17 protein-coding genes and 1 tRNA gene are annotated in these 18,669 nt (G+C 74.8%); 8 read left to right on the top strand and 10 right to left on the bottom strand.

Going from position 1 to position 18,669, the window contains the following annotated elements:
- Both OKX07_RS16000 and OKX07_RS15995 read right to left on the bottom strand, forming a co-directional pair.
- Positions 1-1,143 (bottom strand): DUF58 domain-containing protein, encoded by a 1,143-nt coding sequence (locus OKX07_RS16000; RefSeq protein ID WP_265628983.1) that lies wholly within the window; start codon positions 1,141-1,143, stop codon positions 1-3.
- A gap of 1 nt (position 1,144) precedes the next feature.
- On the bottom strand, positions 1,145-2,134 hold the full coding sequence (locus OKX07_RS15995) for an AAA family ATPase (RefSeq protein ID WP_265628982.1): 990 nt from the start codon (positions 2,132-2,134) through the stop codon (positions 1,145-1,147).
- Positions 2,135-2,342: 208 nt separating this feature from the next.
- On the opposite strand from OKX07_RS15995, the gene OKX07_RS15990 reads away from it, so the two are divergent.
- Entirely contained in the window at positions 2,343-3,761 is a 1,419-nt protein-coding gene (locus OKX07_RS15990; protein WP_265628981.1) for a hypothetical protein, read from the top strand.
- Positions 3,758-5,254 carry an Hsp70 family protein gene (locus OKX07_RS15985; protein WP_265628980.1) on the top strand — a complete coding sequence of 499 codons (1,497 nt, stop codon included), beginning with the start codon at positions 3,758-3,760 and terminating at the stop codon, positions 5,252-5,254. The genes OKX07_RS15990 and OKX07_RS15985 overlap by 4 nt, the downstream gene beginning before the upstream one ends.
- 30 nt (positions 5,255-5,284) lie before the next feature.
- Here OKX07_RS15985 and OKX07_RS15980 read toward each other — a convergent pair whose 3' ends face one another.
- Complete coding sequence (locus OKX07_RS15980; protein WP_265628979.1) at positions 5,285-5,974, bottom strand: YceI family protein; 690 nt, start codon at positions 5,972-5,974, stop codon at positions 5,285-5,287.
- Between the two features lie 170 nt (positions 5,975-6,144).
- Complete coding sequence (locus OKX07_RS15975) at positions 6,145-6,693, bottom strand: MOSC domain-containing protein (RefSeq protein ID WP_265628978.1); 549 nt, start codon at positions 6,691-6,693, stop codon at positions 6,145-6,147.
- A 124-nt stretch (positions 6,694-6,817) separates the two neighbouring features.
- Between OKX07_RS15975 and OKX07_RS15970 the strand changes: the two genes are divergently transcribed.
- From OKX07_RS15970 to OKX07_RS15960, 3 genes are all read left to right on the top strand, one after another.
- Complete coding sequence (locus OKX07_RS15970) at positions 6,818-7,996, top strand: polysaccharide biosynthesis protein (protein ID WP_265628977.1); 1,179 nt, start codon at positions 6,818-6,820, stop codon at positions 7,994-7,996.
- The gene (locus OKX07_RS15965) at positions 7,993-9,222 is read left to right on the top strand and encodes a hypothetical protein (RefSeq protein WP_265628976.1); all 1,230 of its coding nucleotides are present in this window, start codon (positions 7,993-7,995) and stop codon (positions 9,220-9,222) included. The genes OKX07_RS15970 and OKX07_RS15965 overlap by 4 nt, the downstream gene beginning before the upstream one ends.
- A gap of 115 nt (positions 9,223-9,337) precedes the next feature.
- Positions 9,338-9,946 (top strand): hypothetical protein, encoded by a 609-nt coding sequence (locus tag OKX07_RS15960; protein WP_265628975.1) that lies wholly within the window; start codon positions 9,338-9,340, stop codon positions 9,944-9,946.
- Positions 9,947-9,962: 16 nt separating this feature from the next.
- Here OKX07_RS15960 and OKX07_RS15955 read toward each other — a convergent pair whose 3' ends face one another.
- From OKX07_RS15955 to OKX07_RS15940, 4 genes are all read right to left on the bottom strand, one after another.
- Positions 9,963-10,148 carry a helix-turn-helix domain-containing protein gene (locus OKX07_RS15955; RefSeq protein ID WP_265628974.1) on the bottom strand — a complete coding sequence of 62 codons (186 nt, stop codon included), beginning with the start codon at positions 10,146-10,148 and terminating at the stop codon, positions 9,963-9,965.
- 160 nt (positions 10,149-10,308) lie between these two features.
- The gene (locus tag OKX07_RS15950; RefSeq protein ID WP_265628973.1) at positions 10,309-11,403 is read right to left on the bottom strand and encodes an NADH:flavin oxidoreductase/NADH oxidase; all 1,095 of its coding nucleotides are present in this window, start codon (positions 11,401-11,403) and stop codon (positions 10,309-10,311) included.
- 114 nt (positions 11,404-11,517) lie between these two features.
- Positions 11,518-11,715, bottom strand: coding sequence for a hypothetical protein (locus OKX07_RS15945; RefSeq protein ID WP_265628972.1), 198 nt, complete (start codon positions 11,713-11,715; stop codon positions 11,518-11,520).
- A 347-nt stretch (positions 11,716-12,062) separates the two neighbouring features.
- Complete coding sequence (locus OKX07_RS15940; RefSeq protein WP_265628971.1) at positions 12,063-13,478, bottom strand: sugar porter family MFS transporter; 1,416 nt, start codon at positions 13,476-13,478, stop codon at positions 12,063-12,065.
- A 399-nt stretch (positions 13,479-13,877) separates the two neighbouring features.
- Between OKX07_RS15940 and OKX07_RS15935 the strand changes: the two genes are divergently transcribed.
- Positions 13,878-14,537, top strand: coding sequence for a type IV toxin-antitoxin system AbiEi family antitoxin domain-containing protein (locus OKX07_RS15935; RefSeq protein WP_265628970.1), 660 nt, complete (start codon positions 13,878-13,880; stop codon positions 14,535-14,537).
- Between the two features lie 58 nt (positions 14,538-14,595).
- Positions 14,596-15,312 (top strand): nucleotidyl transferase AbiEii/AbiGii toxin family protein, encoded by a 717-nt coding sequence (locus OKX07_RS15930; RefSeq protein WP_265628969.1) that lies wholly within the window; start codon positions 14,596-14,598, stop codon positions 15,310-15,312.
- A gap of 57 nt (positions 15,313-15,369) precedes the next feature.
- On the opposite strand, the gene OKX07_RS15925 is transcribed toward OKX07_RS15930, so the two are convergent.
- Positions 15,370-15,442: transfer RNA gene (locus OKX07_RS15925), tRNA-Lys, on the bottom strand.
- 212 nt (positions 15,443-15,654) lie between these two features.
- On the opposite strand from OKX07_RS15925, the gene OKX07_RS15920 reads away from it, so the two are divergent.
- On the top strand, positions 15,655-16,626 hold the full coding sequence (locus OKX07_RS15920; protein WP_265628968.1) for an RDD family protein: 972 nt from the start codon (positions 15,655-15,657) through the stop codon (positions 16,624-16,626).
- Positions 16,627-16,636: 10 nt separating this feature from the next.
- Here the strand turns inward: OKX07_RS15920 and OKX07_RS15915 are convergent, their stop codons facing one another.
- Positions 16,637-18,601, bottom strand: a complete 1,965-nt coding sequence (locus OKX07_RS15915) for an ATP-dependent helicase (protein ID WP_265628967.1) — start codon at positions 18,599-18,601, stop codon at positions 16,637-16,639.
- Positions 18,602-18,669 lie beyond the last annotated feature (68 nt).

Genomic DNA, 18,669 nt, shown 5'->3' with positions numbered 1-18,669 from the left:
TCACCCCCGCACCATCGCGTTCCACACGGCCGGGAAGTCCTCGTCGGACGCCACCCCGACGACCAGCGCGCCGTCGAGCGCCGCCGCCCGCCGTCCGCGTGCCTGCCCGACCTGCACGAGCGAGACCATCTGGAACCGGCCGCGCACGCGCGACACGACGGCACGCTCCGCGGCGGGTGGCTGACCGGTGACCACGCCGAGCGAGACGCCGTCCTCGCGCGGGATCATCGACGCGAGCGCCGGCAGCCCGGGGTCGTCCACCGTGGCGCGCGCGGCGGCCAGCAGGTCCAGGACCTCGCTGCGGTCGCGCGTGCGGTCGACGACGACGGTGTCGCCGGCCGTCGTCGACAGCTGCAGCGGGAACCGTCCGTCGACCGCGGCGATGGCCAGCGACGCGGCGATGCGGCACGCGTCCTCGAACGAGTCCCCGGGGTAGGACACGGCGCGCGTGTCGAGCACGACCATGAGCCGCGGCTCGAACGGCACGACGTTGTGCCGGACCATCAGCACGCCGGTGCGGGCGCTGGCCTTGGCGTGGATGAGCCGGTGGTCGTCGCCCGGCTCGTACTCGCGCAGCGAGTGGAACGCGATGCCGCCGCGCGGCGCGCTCGACGACGTGGGGCCCTCGGCGTCCTGCGACTGGCCCGACGGCACGGACGCGACGTGGTGGATGCGCGGGTGCACCGTCAGCCGTCCGGTCGAGGCGTGGTCCGACGCGATCCGCATGAGCCGCAGCGGGTCGGAGTGGCCGATCGCGAGCGGGCCCACGGGGTACACACCGCGCCGCGCGGTCGGCAGGGGGTACGCGGCGACGTGCGACGCGTGCGGTCCCAGGCTCGGCAGCGGCAGCGTGACGGTCCGCGTCCCGACGCGCTCGGTCGCGAGCACGGGCGGGCTGCGGCGACCCGCGGTGTTGGTCACGGTCAGCAGGCCGCGGGCCGTCTCGCCCTCGGCGACGCGCAGCGGCTGGATCTCCCGGCGCACCGTGACGGACGGCCGGTAGACCATCCACAGCGCCGCGGCGGCCAGGGCGAGCAGGCACGCGAGCCCGACCAGGACGAGCTCCGGCCAGTCGGCCAGCCACCCGGCCAGCGGCAGCAGCACGCCCGCGACCGCGACGCCCTGCCCCGAGCGGGTGAGCACGTCACACCCCGGCGCGCTGCTGCGGCACCGGCACGCTGGAGAGCACCTGGTCGAGCAGGTCCGCGGCGGTGCGGCCCTGCAGCTCGGCCTCGGGGCGCAGCACCATGCGGTGCGGCAGGACGTACGGCGCGACGACCTTGAGGTCGTCGGCCGTGACGAACGAGCGCCCCTGCGTGGCGGCCAGGGCCTGCGCGGCCTTGGCGGTGGCGATCGTGCCGCGCGGGCTGACGCCCAGGCGCAGCTCGGGCATGGTGCGCGTGGCCGCGGTGACGGTCACCAGGTAGGCGAGCACCGCGGGCGCGAGGTGCACCTGGGAGGCGATCTGGTTCATCTGCTCGAGGTCCGCGGTGCTGAGCACGGCGGGCAGGTCGTCGGTGCTGTGCCCGGCGGTGACCTGCGTGACGACCTCGACCTCGGCTGCGTGGTCCGGGTAGCCGAGCGTCGCGCGCATCATGAACCGGTCGAGCTCGGCCTCGGGGAGGTCGTACGTGCCGCTCTGCTCGACGGGGTTCTGCGTCGCGATCACGACGAACGGCCGCGGCACCAGGTACGGGATCGAGTCGACCGTGACCTGCCGCTCGGCCATGACCTCGAGCAGCGCGGACTGCGTCTTGGGCGATGCGCGGTTGATCTCGTCGCCCAGCACGATGTTCGCGAACACGGCGCCGGGGTGGAACACGAACTCGCGCTTGCCCGCGTCGTACACCTGCACGCCCGTGACGTCGGACGGCAGCAGGTCGGGCGTGAACTGGATGCGGCGCATCGACCCGTCGATCGACTGGGACATGGCCTTGGCCAGCGACGTCTTGCCGGTGCCCGGCACGTCCTCCAGCAGCAGGTGGCCCTCGGCGAGCATGCAGACCAGCGCCATGCGCACCACGTCGGACTTGCCCCGGATGAACGACTCGATGTTGGCTGCCAGTGCGTCGAACTGCTCGGCGAACCACGCGGTGCGGCCCTGGGCCGACGCGTCGGCGAAGTCGTCGTTCACGCCTGTCCTCCCCCCGGTCGACCCCGACGGACGGGGTGCGGACCGCCCGGTCGCGGCAGACGTATCACCGGACCCGTGCGCGGTACCTGCAAGGTAGGACCGCACGTGGGGCCGGCAGATACGTCGGGCGGGCAGGATTCGTGCCCGTTGGGGCAGCGGCACCGGTCGGGGTCGGGTCGCCGGGCGCCGACGGGGGAAGGGTGCGGTCATGGACGTCGTCACCGACCCGGTGCTCGAGCTGGCGGACCGGGTGCTCGCGGTCGACCCCGGTGGCCAGGCGCGCACCCGCGTGACCGTGCACCACACCGGGGACGTCGTCGCGCAGTACCGCGTCGAGGTGCTGGGCGACGCGGCCCGCTGGTCGACCGTCACGCCGCACCTGGTCTCGGTGCTGCCGGGCGAGGAGCAGGGCGTCACGGTCGAGGTGCTGTTCCGGCCCCCGGCACCGCCCGCCGCACCCGTCGGCGACGTGCCCTTCGGGGTGCGGTGCGTGTCTCTCGAGCACCGCGACGTCGCGGCCGTCGTCGAGGGCGACCTGGTCGTCTCGCCCGTGCAGGGGCTCGACGTCCGCCTGCGGCCCGACGGCCCCGGCGGTGCGCGCGCGGGCAGGTTCCGCGTCGAGCTGCAGAACGTCGGGACGACGGCCCTGGACGTGAGCCTGCAGGTCACCGACGCCGCGGGCCTGCTGCGCTGCGCGCTCGCACCGCGCACGGCGACCGTCCCGCCCGGCACCACGGTCGTCGCGCTGCTCGCCGTGGGGGCCCGCGCGCCGCGGCTGCTCGGACCACCCGTGCCGCACCCGTTCACGCTCACGTACGCGGAGGCCGCGTCGGTGCACGGCGGCGAGATCGCGGGCACGTGGGAGCAGCGCGCGGTCGTGCGCACGTGGTGGCTGGTCGTCGGTGCGCTGCTGGTCGTCGCGGTCGTCCTGGGCTGGCTGTGGCTGCGCGGCCAGGGCGGCGCCGTGGACCTCGAGGCGGGGTCGCCGCCGCCGGTCGTGCTCACGGCCGTCGAGCCGGGGCAGCGCCAGGTGCGGCTGGTGTGGGAGCGCAGCGCGTACGCCACGGGGTACGTGGTGCGCGAGCGCACCGAGTCGGGCGAGGGCACCGGGGTCGAGTCCGTCGACGCGCAGGACCAGACGTCGTTCACGTGGCCCGAGCGCGAGCCGGGCACCCACTGCTACGACGTCGCCGCCCTCGCCGGCGAGATCACCGGGCCCGCCAGCCCGCAGCGGTGCGTCGAGGTCAGCGAGGTCGAGGTGGTCCCGACCGCGACGCCCGAGCCGACCGCGCCGTCGGCGGGGTCCGGCGGCCTGCCCTGGGAGCCCGTCGGCTGGTACGTCGTCTACAACGCCTTCCCCCTCGCGGACGCGGCGTCGGCGACCGCACCGCAGGAGCTGCTCGCGCAGCTGCAGGCGGCCGGCGCGACCGGCGTGCGCATGGAGGACTCCCGCGGGTCGGTCGCCGTGTCCGACGGGCCGGGGGACACCGGCATGGTCGTCGTGCTCAAGGACGGGTTCGCCGCCGAGGCGGACGCGCTCGCCGAGTGCGCCGCGTTCAAGGCGGTCGCCGGCTTCTGCATCGCCCGGCCCCCCGCGGCCCCGGCATCGACGGCGGCCACGCCGTGAGCGGCTACACGCTCGGCGTCGACGTCGGCACGTCGCGCACCGCGGCGGCCGTGTGGCGCGACGGGCGCGCGACGACCGTCAACCTCGGCGACCGCGCCGACACGATCCCGTCGGCGGTGCTGCTGCGCACCGACGGCGCGCTGCTCGTCGGCGACGCGGCCGTGCGCCGCGGCGTCCTGGAGCCCGAGCGGCTGGCCCGCGGCTTCAAGCGCCGCATGGGCGACCCGACGGGCCTGCTGCTCGGTGACGACGTGCTCGACCCCGTCGAGCTGACGGGCGCCGTCCTGCGGCACGTCGTCGACGCGGTGCGGGCGCGCGAGGGCGCCGAGCCCGACCACGTGACCCTGACCCACCCCGCGACGTGGGGGGCGCTGCGCCGGGACCTGCTCGTCGAGGCCGCGGGCCACGCCCGGCTCGCGGACGTCGGGCTGCTCGCCGAGCCCGTCGCCGCGGCCGTGCACTACGCGGCGCTGGACCGGCTGCCCGTCGGCGCGGTCGTCGCGGTCTACGACCTGGGGGGCGGCACGTTCGACGCCACCGTCGTGGTCCGCACCGCCGACGGCTACGAGCTGCGCGGCGAGCCGGGCGGCGACGAGCACATCGGCGGGGAGGACGTCGACGAGGCCGTGCTGCGGCACGTCGTCGCCGCGCTCGGGCGGGCGTGGACGTCGCTCGACACCGACGACCCCGCGGTGCTGGCGGCGCTCGCGGCCGTGCGCGAGCAGTCCGTGCTGGCCAAGGAGGCGCTGTCCAGCGACGTCGAGGCCGTCGTGCCCGTGATCCTGCCCGGCGTGACGCGCCAGGTGCGGATCACGCGCGGCGAGCTGGAGACGGCGATCCGGATCGACGTGCTGCGCACGGTCGACACGCTCGCGCGCACGGTCGCGTCGGCGGGCGTGCGGCCCACGGACCTGCACGCGGTGCTGCTCACGGGCGGCTCGAGCCGCATCCCGCTGGTGTCCGAGCTCATCGCCGCAGAGATCGGCGCGCCCGTCGTCGTCGACGCGCACCCGAAGTACGCCGTGTGCCTGGGTGCGGCGCTGAGCGCGGCGGGCCGGATCCTGCCCGCCGCAGGCGTCGTGCCCGCGCCGCGGCCCGCTCCCGCGTCGGGGGGCGGCCGCGCGACGGACGCCGTCCCCAGCCCGTTCGCCGCGGTCGGGCCGTCGGACGCCGCGGGGTCGGTGCGTCTGCTGGGTGAGGACGCCGCGGCCGCCGTGCCGGCCGGGGAGGAGCGGCACCTGCTCGCCGCGCCGGAGCCGCAGGGGGTGGTGCTGGCTGCGACGCCGCAGGAGGCGGGCGTCGTCGTGCCGGTCGACCGGGCGGTGCGCACGCGCGAGGTGCGCGGGGCGCTGCGGCACCTGGCGGAGCGCGACGAGGTCGAGGTGACGTGGCGGGGGGACAGCCGCCGCGGGGCGCTGCTCGCGCTCGGGGTGCTGGCCGCGGTCGCGTCGGTGGTGGGGGTGCTGCTGCTGGTGGCGTCGCTCGGGCGCTGACCGGGCGTCGCTCGGGCGTTGACCGGGTGCTCAGGCGGCCTGGTGGACGGCCTCGCCCGCGATCTCGATGCGGACCTTCTTGCCGACGAGCCAGCCGCCGGCCTCGAGCGCGACGTTCCAGACCAGGCCGAAGTCCTCGCGGTCGATGTCGGTGGTCGCGTGGAAGCCGAAGATGTCGCGGCCGTAGGGGTCGCGGTTCGCGCCGCCGAAGTCCATGCGCAGGACCACGGACCGCGTGACGTCCTTGATCCGCAGGTCGCCCGTGACGTCGAACTTGGCGCGGTTGAGCTCGGCGCGCTCGATGGTGTCGGACGACACGCGGCGGCGGTCGGCGTTGTGGTTGCGCAGGCGCGCCCACTGCAGGATCGCGTCCTTCTCGCCGTGCCACTGCACCCCGGTGCTGCGGAACTCGATGGCGGGGAACTGCGCGACGTCGAGGAAGTCGGGGCTGCGCAGGTGCGTGTCGCGGTCCTCGTGGTGGGTGTTGAGGCTCTCGGTCGCGATGATCGCCCGCACGGACGACTGCAACGGGTCCTCCCCGACGACGATCGTCGCGGCGGCGCGCGAGAACTCGCCGCGCACCGGGCTGACCATCATGTGCTGGGCGACGAAGCCGACGCGCTTGTGCGCCTCGTCGAGCTCGTAGGTCCCCGGCTCGGGGATCGTCAGGCCCTTCCACTGGCGGACGGGCCGGTCCGTGGCCTGCAGCGGCTCGCTCATGTCGTCGTCCCCACGTCGTCTGTCACGGTCGGGCCCCGTCGGCCCCCGGTGGCTCGGCGTGACGACGCGAACGACGGGGGGCGCAGTTCAAAGAAGATTCAACCACCCTTTTTGGGCGGTTGGCTCGTGGCGGAAACGTTTCAGCCGATGGGGTGTCGTGACCTGTCGCGTCACCGGTCGCGCAGGACCTCGAGCACCGTGGGCGCACCCGCGTCGGCGGCCTCGACGACCACCGCGTCGCCCGCCTGCACCGCACCGCGCCGCACGACCCGCAGGTACGCCCCGACGCGACCCTCGTCACCGAAGCGCCGGACCCAGCCGCGCTCGTCGTCGCCACCGACCCACCGCGCGAACGTCGGGCACGGCGTGCGCGGCGCCGTGACCTGGAGGACGACCTCGTCGCCCACCCGCCACACCTCGCCGATCCGCGCCGCGTTCGGGTCGAGCCCCGCCACCCGCAGGTTCTCGCCGAACCAGCCGGGCGGCAGGTCGCGGCCCAGCTCCCGCGCCCAGTGGTCGGCGTCGTCCTGGCCGTAGGCGTAGACGGCCTGGTCCGCGCCCCCGTGGTACCGGCGGTCCGCCTGCACGTCCGCCCGGAACCCGTATGGCCCGACGCGCACCGGCCCCGTCACGGGGCGCTTGTCGATCGCCGTGACCCCGACCACGCCCGGGTCCGGGCGCAGGGCGTGCACGACGCACACGGCGAGGATCGAGGGCACCGGCACAGCGTAGGGCGCCGCGGACGGGTGGCCGCCGGACGGCTGGCACGCCGCGACCGAACGGGTGGCCCGGCGCCGGGGGGATTCCGAATCGGACATACCCGGCAATACGCTCGACCCTGCCATGACACACCACCGCACGCCCCGCCCCGAGGACCTGCTGCCGTCGTCGCGCCCGCGCGCCGGCAGCACCGCCGCACGCGACCTCGTCGGGGGCCGCCGCGTCCTGGTCACCGGCGCGGCCGGGTCCGTCGGGTCCGCGCTGGTGCGCCGCCTCGTCACCCTGCGGCCCGCCGCGCTGCACCTGCTCGACGTCGACGAGGGGCGCCTGCACGCCCTGGAGCTCGAGCTCACCGGACGCGGCTTCGCGGACGGCTCGGGCGTGCTGCTCGCCGACGTGCGGGACGCGCGCGCGCTCGACGCCGCGTTCACCGAGGCGCAGCCGGACCTCGTCCTGCACGCCGCGGCCCTCAAGCACGTCGCGCTGCTCGAGCGGTTCAGCTGCGCCGCCGTCACGACGAACGTGTGGGGCACCGAGAACGTCGTGCGCGCGGCCCGGCAGCACGGCGCGCAGCGCCTCGTCCACGTCTCCAGCGACAAGGCCGCCGACCCGACGTCGGTGCTGGGCGCCACGCAGCGCCTGGCCGAGCTCGTGGTGCGCGGCGGCGACGGCCTGCGGGCGGCGTCCGTGCGCTTCGGCACCGCGCTGGGCAGCCGCGGCTCCTTCTGGGACACGCTCGTGCACCAGACCGCTGCCGGTCTGCCCGTGACGGTCACCGACCCCGACGCCACCCGGTCCCTGCTCACGCTCGACGAGGCCGCCGCGCTCGTGGTCGAGGCCGCGGCGCTCGTGCAGGGCGGGGAGACGTACCTGCTCGACGCGGGCGAGCGCGTGCGGGTGCTCGACCTGGTCCACCGGTACGCGGAGCTCGCGGGCCTGCCCGCACCGCCCGTGACCGTGACCGGGCTCGTGCCCGGCGAGAAGCTGCACGAGACGCTCGCCGGCGAGCACGAGCGGCACCGCCCCACGGGCGTCGAGCGGGTCCTGCGCTGCCCGTTCGTGACGCGTCCCCCCGGCTTCGAGCGGGTGCTCGCGCACCTGTACGCCGCGGCCGACGACGCCGACGCACCCCGGGTGCGCAGGCTGCTCGCCGAGCAGTTCGCGGGGCTCGGCAGGGGCGTCGACGACGCGGGGGCGGCCGACGACGAGCAGCGCGACGACGGCGTCCCCGAGGACCGCGTGGACCGCGCACCCGCAGACCGCGGGCGGGCGCTGCGCGTGCTGGGACCCGTACCGGCATGACCGCCCTCGCGCAGGTCGCGCTGCTGCTCACGCTGCTCGCCGTGCCTGCGCTCGCGCTGCTCGCGGACCTCGACGCGCGCCGGCGCACCGGTCACGGTGCCCGCCCCCGCCCCGGGGTGGTGACGGTCGCCGACGGCGTCCGGCCCGTCACCGACCTCACGGTCGTCGTGACCGTGGCCGGCGACCTGGGCGACGTCGAGCGGATGACGTGGCTGCGCACCTACCGTGAACGCGTCCTGCTGGTGACGACGGGAGCCGGGACGCCCGCGGCGTACCAGCGGCTGTGGAGTCTCGCCGGTGAGCACGGGTACCGGGTGCACGTCGCGGGCGCAACGGGGCCGGGGGCAGTGCGCAGCGCCCTGCTGCGCGATGCGCACGCCGTGCTGACCAGCGAGTACGTCGTGTGCGTGGCACCCGGGGCGGTCGTGACGCGGCCGCTCGAGCAGGTGGTCGGCGCGCTCGCGGCGGCCCGGCTCGACGTGGGGACGCTGCCCCTGGCCGTCCTGCCGGTCGACGTGCCCGCGCGGCTGCGGTACCTCGAGCACGCGGTCGCGGCGCGCCTGCACCGCCGCGTGCCGTGGCTCGTGCGCGGCGGCGGCCACGTCGCGCGCCGCACCGTGCACGCCGACCTGCTGCGGCGGCACAGCCGGTTCGGCCCCGGCGACGACGTCGAGACCGGCCTGCTGGCCGTCGCGCGCGGCTACCGCGTGGGGCACCTCGACGTGCCCGTCGTCGTCCCCGCGCCCGCCACGGCGCGCGCCCGGTGGCGCGAGGGCACCGCCGCGGCCGCCGGGGCGTTCCGGCTGCTGGTCGTCAACCTGCCCGTCGGGGTGCGTCGGCCGGCGCTGCCGGCCGCGCTGGCGGTGCTCGCGGTGCCGCCGCTGCTGGTGTGGAGCGCCGTGCCGGCCGGGTGGGTGCTCGCACTGGCCGTCGTCGGGCACGGGGTGCTGACGGCCGTGCTGACCCGGGACCTGGGTGAGGGGGGCCGGGGTGACCTGCGTCTGCGCGCGTGGTGCCTGTCGCCCGTGCGCGCGGTGCTGCGCTCGCTGCTCCTGCTGCCCGTCGGGTGCGTCGCGTACGTCGTCCTGGCGTGGCGGTCCGGCAACGCCGGCGTCGTCCGCCCGCACGACGCGTGGTGGCGGCCGGAGCCCGAGGGTGCCCCCGTCGTCAAGCGGCTGCCCGGCCCGGGGCCCGCGCGCGCGACGGACTGGTGGACGGCGCGGTGAGCGGCTGTTCGCCGTGCGGTCGTCCACCGTGCGGTCGTCCGCCGTGCGCCGTGCGCGGCGTCGTCGTACCGTCTCGGCGGGTGCCGGGGTGGTCCGGCGCGGGACGGGGGTCGGCGTGACGGTCGCGACGCGGACGCAGGCGGTGCGGGCCCTGTTCGGCGGACCCGGCGGCGCGGTGCGCGTCGTCGGCGTGGTCTGCCTGCTCGTGGCCCTCACCCGCGGGCCGGTCGACACGGCGCTGTTCGGGCTGGTGATCGCCGGCCTGGTCGCGCCCGTGGCCGCGGGTGCACCCCGCGGGCTCGACGCCGCGTACGGGATCGGGCTGATCGCCGCCGCGTGGTCCGGTGCGCTCGGCCTCTACCAGGCCGTCGCGTGGCTGGACGTCGTCATGCACCTCGTGGTCACCGGGCTGGTCGCGGCCGTCGCGCACCTGCTGCTGGCCCGGCGCACGGGCGCCGTCGTCGACCCGACCCTGACCGCCGGGCGCGCCCAGCGCACCGGATCCGCCCTCGTGACGGCCTCGCTGGGACTCGCGCTGAGCGTGATGTGGGAGGTCGGGGAGTACCTGGGGAACACGTACGTGGACCCGGCGATCTACGTGGGCTACTCCGACACGGTCGGCGACCTGTTCGCCGGGGGCGTCGGCTCGCTGGTCGCGGGGGTGCTGCTGACCGCGGGGCGGCGCGACGACGAGCGACGGCCGGCGGAGGATCGAGCGGGCTGACCCGCCGGGCGGCACGTCACCTCGCGCGCAGCTCCATCTCGACGCCGAGACGCGCCATCAGCATGAACAGCCGACGGGCGTAGAGGGTGCCCGCACCGGACTCGATGCGCTGCAGCACGCGCCTGTCGATGCCGAGCTCGTCGGCGAGGGCGTCCTGCGAGAGGTTCTCCCGCTGGCGGGCCTGGCGCAGGAAAGCCCCCACGTCGCTGGGTGACCGAGGGCGTGATGACGTGGACGAAGTGGTCTCGGGAAGGTGTTCCATGGCGTCACTATTGCCGCATGCAGGCGCCGCGGCAATGGTGTCGCCGCCCCAGACGCGGGCCCCGTCCGCGGACGGGGCTCGCGATCAGGGCGGCTCGTGGTCAGAGCAGCTCACGGGCCCGCTCGTACTGCGGCGGCAGGGGCACCTCGACGCCCAGCGCCAGCGCCGCGCGCCGCGGCCAGAACGGGTCGACGAGCAGCGGACGGGCGAGCGCGACCGCGTCGGCGGACCCGTCGGCGATCACCCGCTCCGCCTGCGCCGGGTCGGTGATGGCGCCCACCGCGACCGTCGGCACGCCTGCCTCGGCACGCACCCGGGCCGCGAACGGCACCTGGTAGCCCGGCTCGACGGGGATGCGTACGCGCGGCAGGTTGCCGCCCGTCGACACGTGCACCATGTCCGCGCCCAGCGGCGCGAGGTCCCGGGCCAGGCGCACGGTGTCGTCGGCGGTCCAGCCCGCGGGCTCGACCCAGTCGGTCGCCGAGACCCGCACCAGCACCGGCATCGCGTCCGGCACGGCCGCGCGCACCGCCGACGTCACCTCCCGCACCAGGCGCGTGCGGTGCTCGAACGACCCGCCGTACACGTCGTCGCGCACGTTGGAGTCCGGCGAGCAGAACTGGTGCAGCAGGTAGCCGTGCGCGGCGTGCACCTCGACCACGTCGTACCCCGCGGTGACGGCCCGGCGCGCGGCTGCCGCGAACGCCTCGACGACGTCCGCGACCTGCTCCGTCGTCAGCGCGGCCGGCGTCGGGTGCCCGTCGGCGAACGGCACCGCGCTCGGCCCGACCACCGGCCACCCGCCCGCGTCCGGACCCACGGGGCCGCCGCCGTGCCACGGAGCGTCCGTGCTCGCCTTGCGCCCGGCGTGCGCCAGCTGGATGCCCGCGGGCACGCCCTGCGCGTGGAGCAGGTCGACGACCCGGCGGTGCGCGGGGACCTGCCCGTCGTCCCAGATCCCCAGGTCGAACGGGCTGATCCGCCCCTCGGGAACCACCGCCGTCGCCTCGACGATCACGAGCGCCGCCCCGCCCGCCGCGCGCGACCCGTAGTGCTGCACGTGCCAGTCCGTGGGCGCGCCGGCATCCGGGCCGTCGGGCAGGGCGGAGTACTGGCACATCGGCGCCATCCACACGCGGTGCGCGAACGTCGTGCCGCGCAGGGTGAACGGGGAGAACAGGGCGGAGGCGGGCATGGGGTCCTTCCGGGACGCGGGTCGGACCCACGATCCCGCATCGCCGCCGCCGGTGACGTACCCCCGAGGGGGGCGTCGCTCACAGCACGTCCGGATGCGACCGCCCGGGAGGGTCTAGCGACGTGCGACCGGGTAGCCGGTGTCGACGACCTCGGCCCAGCCCGACGCCTCCAGCGGCGAGAGCCCGGGGACGATCTGCTGCGCGAGCGACGGGAGCCGGACGGGCGGCGGGGTGCTGCGCACGAGCCCGAGGGACACGGCGAGCGGGGGGCTGCTCTCGCGACGGGTGTCGCTGACGATCGTCATGCTCATCATGAGTCCCCTCACCCGGGGCTACGTACGCCCGTCTTCCTGTCCTTGTGTGTTTATCGGGACCAGGCGGTCGCGGGTTGAACAGATTCACTCACTTCACCCGGGCCGTCCTCTACGCGGCCGATCGGCGCCGAGCTCGTCCTTCGGCGGCCTCTGGGGTACGGAGACCCGCCGAAGGACGAGCTCGGCGGACCTGCCTCACGCCGACAGCGGCAGCTCGCATCGCACCGGGGATCACCTCGGCGTACCGGTGCGCCCGGGCGGCGACGTTCACCGCTGCGCGTCCTCGGCTCTCCGTCAGACGTCACGCAGCACGTTGCGGACGGCGGCGTGCCCCGACGCCCTGATCACGCCATGTCCTCCAGCTGGCGGCCCTTGGTCTCGGGCACGAACCTGGCCACGAAGAACAGCGAGAGCAGCGCGAAGAACGTGTAGAAGCCGTACGCGAACGACAGCCCGATCTCGGCCATGGCGGGGAACGTCGTCGAGATGAGGAAGTTCGCCAGCCACTGCGCGGCGGCGGCCAGTCCCAGCGCCGTGCCCCGGATGCGGTTGTTGAACATCTCACCGAGCAGGACCCACACGGCCGGGCCCCAGGACATCCCGAAGAAGACGACGAACCCGTTGGCCGCGATCAGCGCGATCACACCCTGCGTGTCCCCGAGTGTCGGCTCGAGGATGCCCTCGGCGTTCTCGACCAGGCTCGCGGTGCCGAAGACCACCGCCAGGGCGCCGAGCATGACGAACATGCCGGCGGACCCGATGAGAAGCAGCTTGCGGCGGCCGATCTTGTCGATCAAGGAGATCGCCACGATCGTCACGACGATGTTGGTCACCGAGGTGATGACCGTCTGGGTGAGGGCGTCTGCCTCGGTGAACCCCACCGACTGCCACAGCGTCGAGGAGTAGTAGAAGATGACGTTGATCCCCACGAACTGCTGGAACACCGACAGGGCGATGCCGATCCAGACGATCGGCAGCAGGCCGCCGGACGGCTTGCGCAGGTCGGCGAACGAGGTCCTGGCGTCCTGCTTGACGGTCTTGCGGATCTCCTCGATCCGCTCCTTCACCCCCGTGATGAGCACCTGACCGAGCACGGAATGGGCGCGGTCCAGCTCGCCCTTGGCGACGAGGTAGCGCGGGGACTCCGGGATCTGCAGGGCGAGGATCCCGTAGGCGAGCGCGGGGATCACCTCGACCAGGAACATCCACCGCCAGGCGTCCAGACCCAGCCACAGCTCCTCGGCGGCGCCACCTGCGATGTTGGCGAGGAGGGCGTCGGAGAGGAGGGCGACGAAGATCCCGGTGACGATCGCCAGCTGCTGGAGCGAGCCGAGGCGACCACGGACGGCGGCGGGGGAGATCTCCGCGATGTACGCGGGGGCGATGACGGAAGCGGCGCCCACCCCGATTCCTCCGACCACCCGCCAGACGATGAGGTCGATCGGGCCGATCGCCAGGCCCGAACCGATGGCGCTGATCATGAAGAGCACGGCGGCGAGCACCATGACCCGGATGCGGCCCTGACGGTCCGCCAGCCGGCCGGCGAGGTAGGCGCCCGCGATGCAGCCGAGCAGGGCGGACGAGACCACGAATCCCGTGAGCCCCGCTCCCATCCCGAACTCCGCGCGGACGGCCACGACCGTGCCGTTGACCACCGCGGTGTCGAAACCGAAGAGGAATCCACCGAGCGCGGCGACGGCCGCGAGCATGATCACCCGGCCGGCGTGGTACCGCTCGACCGTCGGTGCGCTGTCAGCCATCGTGTCTCCTCTGCTCAGCGGTCCTGTGATATGTATCACGCTGTCGGGTTGTCGGCAGGAGATGGGAGCCGGTGCGGAGCGACCGCCTGGGGTGGCAGGAGCGTGTCTGCCGGTGTCACGAGCCGCGCGCGGGGTGAGAGCGCGGCGCACGATCGGCCCGTCGGAGCCCCTGGAGGACCCGTACCCGTGGATGCCGGCCGAGCTGATGCGGCGGGCGGGCGAGGTGTCGGTGGGTGCAGCGGCTGGTGAGGCGACGAGCGAGGCATCGACGCGTTCGTAGCGGGTCGCGCGTGAGTCATCCGGCGGTGTGCGGGTGGCGGGACGTGTCCGTCGTTGCCGGGGTAGGGCGGGACCCCGCCGTGATTGACGGATCATGTCGCCATAGCGACACTAGTCGTCATGAGCGGCATGGTGACCACGCAGGATGTCGCCGCGCTCCTGGACGTCACGCCACGTCAGGTCCAGCGCCTCGCCCGCGACGGACAGCTCGTCCAGCTCGCCCGTGGCGTCCTCGATGCCACCTCCGTCGACCAGTACCTCGCCGTGGCCAGGCACCGGCGCGCACCGTGGTCGACCGAGACCGCGTGGGGTGCGATCGCGATGCTGTCCGGCGAAGACGCACCGTGGATGGGCGCGGCGCAGCGGTCCAGGCTGCGCGGTCGACTGCGCGACATTCAACCGACCGAGCTCGTCGAGCGCGCCCGCGCCCGTGCGACCGTCACCCGTTATGCCGGGCACCCGGCCACCGTCGAGCACCTGCGCCCGCACCTCGTCGAGCCTGATGCGGGCGGGCTGGGGCTGGCCTCCCGGGCGCCGGGGGTGCTCGACGGTTACGTGCCGTCATCGGTGGCTGCGTCGTACGTCGTCGGTCACGGACTGAAGCCCGACAGTGCCGGACGCATCACCCTGCGCGCCACCACGATGGCTCAGGTGGTCGTCAGGGCGCTGGCGGAGCGACAGGTCCTCGCAGCACTCGACCTGGCCGGCTCGCTCGACCCGCGTGAGCAGCGAGCGGGTGCGGACGCTCTCGGACGCGCACTGGAGGGTCTGCGTGACTGACCGGCTCACCGTCGCGGTGCCCACGCCACCGGGAGGATGGGGATCGCCGTGGCCGAACGTGGTCGAGATCGAACAAGCCCTCCCGCACCAGTGCTGGACGCTCGTCGGTGGACTGATGACCCAGCTCCACGCCGCGGCTCACGGGATCGACTCGGCGCGCCCGACGGACGACATCGACATGGTGCTGCACATCGAGACGACTCCCGGTGCCCCGAGTGCGGCAGCCACCGCATTGGAGTCTCTGGGGTACGCGCTGTTGGAGTCGATCGACCCACGGGAGAACACGGCGCACCGGTTCCGGCGCGGCAGGCACTCGGTCGACCTGGTGGCGTCCGAGGACGACGTCGTCGACGTCCTCGTCGCCGATCATCCGGCCCCGAGGGTGATGCGGAAGCTGTGCGGTCGGGACATGGTCGCGATCGAGGGCGGCACGCAGGCGCTGGGTAGGACGATGAATGCGACGTTGGTCATCGCGGACGGGCACACGACGACCGTCAGCGTGCCGTCGGTGCTCGGTGCGCTCGTCCTCAAGGCTGCTGCGTACCAGACGGACTCGCGTGACCCACAACGCCATCTCGTGGACGCCTGCGTGCTGCTGGCGTGCCTGGACGACCCGTATGCCGCACGTGAGGAGTTCAAGGGCTCGGACAGGGCACGTCTGGGCCTGCTGGGCCGCAACCTGCCGGACGACTCGCCGGTCTGGCGGCTGCTCGACCGAGATCGCGCCCGGAACGGGCAGGCGGCGCTGCGAATCCTCACCGCGGGCTTGCCGTGATGACGGCAGCACGGCGCGAGCTCGTCAGCAAGCGCGACTTCGCGCCGATCACAGGGGTGGGCCCCGTGGGGATCGAACCCACAACCCGCGGATTAAAAGTCCGCTGCTCTGCCAGTTGAGCTAGAGGCCCGGGACGAGCAGACATTCACTGAAACTTGGCGAGAGAGAACCTACGAGAGAACCCCAGGTCAGCGGTGCGCGTCCGAGGACCCAGGGTACGCGGACGGCGATGACCCGGAGAGACCCCTCAGGAAGCGGTTTCGGGCGGCGCGACCAGGGGCTGGCGCACGGTCCGCCGTCCGGACCTGGTCCTGCGGCCCGCTCGCTGCCACGATGTCCCGCGTGACGACGACGCTGCCGCTGCCCGCGACGACCGATGTCGTGATGCCGCAGCTCGCGAGCTGGGGACGCCGCGTGGTCGCCGCCCTGCTCGACTCAGCGGTGCTGGGTGCGGTCGCGTGGTTCGCCGTCGGGGACGAGGTCGCTGCGCCGTCGTTGCAGCCGACGTTCGACAGCGCAGGTCCCGACGCCACGCTGCCGTGGACGTCGTCCGGCGTGCTCGTCGGGGCGTGGCTGGCGCTGCTCGTGCTGCAGGGGCTGACCGGTCAGACGCCCGGGCGCCGCGTCCTGGGCATCGAGGTGGTGCGCGCACCCGTCGACGGACCGGTGGGCGGCCCGCCCGGCGTGGTGCGTTCGGTGCTGCGGTGGTGCGCGCACCTGCTCGACGCGATCGTCTTCATCGGCTACCTGCGGCCGCTGTGGCACGCCGAGCGGCGCACGGTCGCCGACAGCATCGTCGGGACGGTCGTCGCGCACCGCCCGCCCGCGCCGCGCGGTGACCGGGGGGCGGTCGTCGCGACGGTCACCGCCTGGGTGGTCGTCGTCGTGGGCCTCGCGTTCGGGGTGACGGTGGGGGAGTCGACCGGGGTGGACCGTCGTGGGTCGAGCACGTGCGAGCTCGGCGAGCAGACCCCGGGCGCTCCGGTCCGCGTACTGGACGTGGTGCTCGTCCGCGAGACCGAGTGGACCCGGATGACGCGCCTGTGGCCGTGGGTCGACGGCGAGCGGCGCACGGACCGGGAGCGGCTGTCTCTCGAGGCGTCCTGGGAGCTGACCGAGGACGCCGACCCCGACGGCTTCCTCCTCGTGCGCACGACGGCCGGCGGTGCGTCCGTCGACAACGAGGTGGTGCTGGGCCACGGGTGGGTGTCGTTCCCGGTCGAGCGTGCCGGCACGGGAGCCGTCGACGTCGACGTCCGGCTGGACGACCGGTCGCTGACGTCGTGCACCGCGCCGCAGCCCGTCACGGGCTGAGGCGACGTCCTCACAGCGCGACGAGCCTGCTGTCCGGCGTCAGCGTCCGCCGACCGTCCGACCCGAAGTCGACGGTCACCTTCCCGGCACGGACGTCGACGACCCGGCCCAGGCCGTGGCGGTCGTGGGTGACCCGCTGCCCGGTGGTGAACCGCGCCGCCGCGGCAGCGGTCCCGGCCCCGCGGTCCGACGACGGCGACCCCGACGGTGACCACGGCGCCGACCCCGTGCCCACCGGCCGCACGGGCGCCGGCACGAGCGCGTCGAGGTACGGCGAACGCCGAGCCGGCCGGCCGCCGCGCCGCCCGGCGGCCCACGTCGCGACCAGGTGCCGTCGCGCGCGCGTCGTCGCGACGTAGGCGAGACGACGCTCCTCGGCGAGCTCCGCGGACGTCGTCGCGTACACCGAGGGCAGGGAGCCGTCGGTCGCCCGCGCGACGAGGCACGCGTCCCACTCGAGCCCCTTGGCCCTGTGGATCGTCGTGACCGTCACGGCGCCGCGGCCGGGAGGCGCGTGGTCCTCCGCCGCGCGCCGGTCGAGGTCGGCCGAGAGGGTGCGCAGCGTGCGGGTCAGGTGCACCGGCAGGGAGGCCACCAGGGCGCGCAGCGCGTCGAGGGCGTCCCAGCGCTCGCGGGCGGCACCGGTGCCGTCCGGCGGGTCGTCGGGGTCGTACCCCGCCTGGGTCAGCGCGTCGTCGAGCGCCGCGACCGGGTCGTCGTCCGGCGCCTCGGACGCCCGTCCGCGCAACCGCGCGAGCACCTGCACGATCTCGCGCCGGTCGAAGTACGCGGACCCGTCGCCGGCGACCACCGTGATGCCGGCGTCGCGCAGCGCCGCGATGATCGGGACGGCCTGCACGTTGAAGCGGTGCAGGACCGCGATCTCCTGCGCGGGCACCCCCGCGCGCAGCCACGTCCGCACGGTCGTGACGATCTGCGCGTCCTCGTCGTCCTCGTTGTCGCACCGCACGACGACCGGGGCGGGGCCGTCGCCGAGCATGCCGACCAGCGGTGGTCCGGCGGCCTCCGGCCGACCCGCCATCAGCCGGTTCGCGGCGTCGACCACCTGCGTGGTCGACCGGTAGTCCCGCACCAGGTCGACCGTGACCGCGTGCGGGAACCGCACCGTGAAGTCCCGGAGCAAGGAGGTGTCCGCGCCCTTGAACGCGTAGACCGCCTGCCGGGCGTCGCCGACGACGGCCAGGTGGTCACGGCCTCCCAGCCACGCGTCGAGCAGCCGCTGCTGCGCCGGGTCGGTGTCCTGGTACTCGTCGACGACGAACGCCGCGTACTGGCGGCGGACCGTGGTCGCGACGTCGTCGTCCTGCTCGACCAGCCGCGCGCAGAAGGTCAGCAGGTCCGCGAAGTCCAGCACGCCGGCCTCACGCTTGGCGGCCGTGTACCGGCGCATCGCCCCGGCGACGGCGGGGATCGGCATGCCGGGCCGTCGCCCGGCAGCCGTCGCCTGCTCCGCGTACTCGTCGGCCGTCAGGTCCCGCGCGGCGGCCCACGTCAGCTCGGTCGCCAGGTCGGTGACCAGGGCGGCGTCCACGTCCCTGCCCGGTGTCCGCAGCACGGCGCCCAGGGCGGTCCGCAGGTACCGGTAGAACGCGCCCCGTCCGTCGGTGTCGAGCAGCACCGGCCCGTCGCCGGGCAGGCCTGTCGCACGCCAGAAGTACCGCAGCTGACGCAGCGCGGCCGCGTGGAAGGTGCGGGCCTGGACGCTGCCGGCCCCCAGTCGGCCCAGGCGGTCACGCATCTCGCCCGCGGCCTTCGTCGAGTGCGTCAGCGCGAGGACGACGTCGGTCGGCACCGCCCCGGTCAGGTGCTGGTACGCGATGCGGTGCGTGACCGTGCGGGTCTTACCGGTCCCGGCACCGGCCATGACCCGGACGGGCCCCGGCGGCGCCAGGACGGCAGCGGTCTGCTGCTCGTCGAGACCCGCGAGCACCCGGTCCACCGCCGCGTCGCCCACCACGCGTCCTCCCACCCCGGTCGTCGGTCGAGGACACATCGTGCCGCGTGCGGGGCCGGCCAGCCGAT

It is taken from the genome of Cellulomonas sp. S1-8 (assembly GCF_026184235.1).
Taxonomy (GTDB): domain Bacteria; phylum Actinomycetota; class Actinomycetes; order Actinomycetales; family Cellulomonadaceae; genus Cellulomonas.
This window is presented reverse-complemented; position numbering and strand designations above follow the sequence as displayed.

Excerpts from the sequence above, each read along its gene's own strand:
- OKX07_RS15990 (WP_265628981.1), top strand. The coding sequence starts at position 2,343 with ATGGACGTCGTCACCGACCCGGTGCTCGAGCTGGCGGACCGGGTGCTC.
- OKX07_RS15980 (WP_265628979.1), bottom strand. The coding sequence starts at position 5,974 with ATGAGCGAGCCGCTGCAGGCCACGGACCGGCCCGTCCGCCAGTGGAAG.
- OKX07_RS15970 (WP_265628977.1), top strand. The coding sequence starts at position 6,818 with ATGACACACCACCGCACGCCCCGCCCCGAGGACCTGCTGCCGTCGTCG.
- OKX07_RS15965 (WP_265628976.1), top strand. The coding sequence starts at position 7,993 with ATGACCGCCCTCGCGCAGGTCGCGCTGCTGCTCACGCTGCTCGCCGTG.
- OKX07_RS15950 (WP_265628973.1), bottom strand. The coding sequence starts at position 11,403 with ATGCCCGCCTCCGCCCTGTTCTCCCCGTTCACCCTGCGCGGCACGACG.
- OKX07_RS15945 (WP_265628972.1), bottom strand. The coding sequence starts at position 11,715 with ATGAGCATGACGATCGTCAGCGACACCCGTCGCGAGAGCAGCCCCCCG.
- OKX07_RS15940 (WP_265628971.1), bottom strand. The coding sequence starts at position 13,478 with ATGGCTGACAGCGCACCGACGGTCGAGCGGTACCACGCCGGCCGGGTG.
- OKX07_RS15935 (WP_265628970.1), top strand. The coding sequence starts at position 13,878 with ATGAGCGGCATGGTGACCACGCAGGATGTCGCCGCGCTCCTGGACGTC.